1 pseudogene is annotated in these 1,435 nt (G+C 44.8%); it reads right to left on the bottom strand.

From position 1 onward, the window contains the following. Positions 1-1,427, bottom strand: a pseudogene (locus tag HMPREF3112_RS11860) (hypothetical protein); the annotation flags it as partial. Between the last annotated feature and the right edge of the window lie 8 nt (positions 1,428-1,435).

Raw genomic sequence — 1,435 nt, 5'->3', positions numbered from 1 at the left:
TCACAATCCGAATCAAATTCAGTCTCTGCTTCAGTAAGTGCTTCCGTTTCAGAATCACAGTCAGTGTCTAATTCAGGGTCAGCTTCAGAGAGTGAATCAACGTCGACATCACAATCGGTTTCAAATTCCGAATCCGCTTCAGAGAGTGCATCAGTGTCTGAGTCACAGTCAGTGTCTAACTCAGAATCAGCGTCAGTAAGTGAATCAATTTCAGAATCACAATCCGCTTCAACGTCCGAGTCAGCGTCAGTAAGTGAATCAACATCGGTATCACAGTCTGAATCAAATTCCGAGTCAGTATCTGTAAGTGAATCAGTCTCAGAATCACAATCAGTCTCAAATTCCGAATCCGCTTCATTAAGTGCGTCAATTTCTGAGTCGCAGTCTGTATCAAATTCCGAATCCGCTTCAGAAAGTGCATCAGTTTCTGAGTCGCAGTCAGTGTCAAACTCCGAATCCGCTTCAGAAAGTGCATCAGTGTCTGAGTCGCAGTCAGTGTCAAACTCCGAGTCAGCATCAGTAAGTGAATCAGTCTCTGAATCACAGTCTGTTTCAACCTCAGTTTCTGCGTCAGTCTCATCCAGCGTCTCAGCCTCAGCGAGTGCATCCGCATCAGTCTCTGCCTCAGTATCGACTTCAGTAAGTGTCTCAATTTCCGAGTCGCAATCAGTATCGAACTCAGAATCAGTTTCAGCGAGTGCATCAGTGTCTGAATCAGAATCTGTTTCAAACTCAGTATCACTGAGTGAGTCACTTTCAGAAAGTTCTTCAATTTCTACAAGTGAGTCTGTATCGTTGAGCGAATCGCAGAGTGCAAGTGCATCTGCCTCAGAATCCGCTTCATCAAGCGTTTCAGTATCAGAGTCAGTCTCTACATCGGCATTCTTGAGTGCCTCTGAAAGCACAAGTATTTCAACTTCGTTGAGTATATCAGCAAGTCTTTCAGCCTCAACAAGTGTATTTGAGTCATTGTCTGCGTCCGCTTCAGCATTAGCCTCAGAGTCAACTTCTGTAAGTACCTCAATTTCAGAGTCTGCATCAACAAGTGCGTCTGTATTAGAATCACAGTCTGTTTCAACCTCAGTTTCTGCGTCAGTCTCATCCAGCGTCTCAGCTTCAGCAAGTGCATCTGAGTCAGCCTCTGCCTCAGTATCGACTTCAGTAAGTGTCTCAATTTCCGAGTCGCAATCAGTATCGAACTCAGAATCAGTTTCAGCGAGTGCATCAGTGTCTGAATCAGAATCTGTTTCAAACTCAGTATCACTGAGTGAGTCACTTTCAGAAAGTGCTTCGATTTCTACAAGTGAGTCTGTATCGTTGAGTGAGTCGCAAAGTGCAAGTGCATCTGCGTCAGCCTCAGTGAGCACCTCCGCTTCAGTATCAGAGTCAGCATCTACATCAGCATTCTTGAGTGCCTCTGAAAGCACAAGTATTT

This window comes from Streptococcus sp. HMSC10E12 (assembly GCF_001807855.1).
GTDB classification, from domain to species: Bacteria; Bacillota; Bacilli; order Lactobacillales; family Streptococcaceae; genus Streptococcus; species Streptococcus salivarius.
This window is presented reverse-complemented; position numbering and strand designations above follow the sequence as displayed.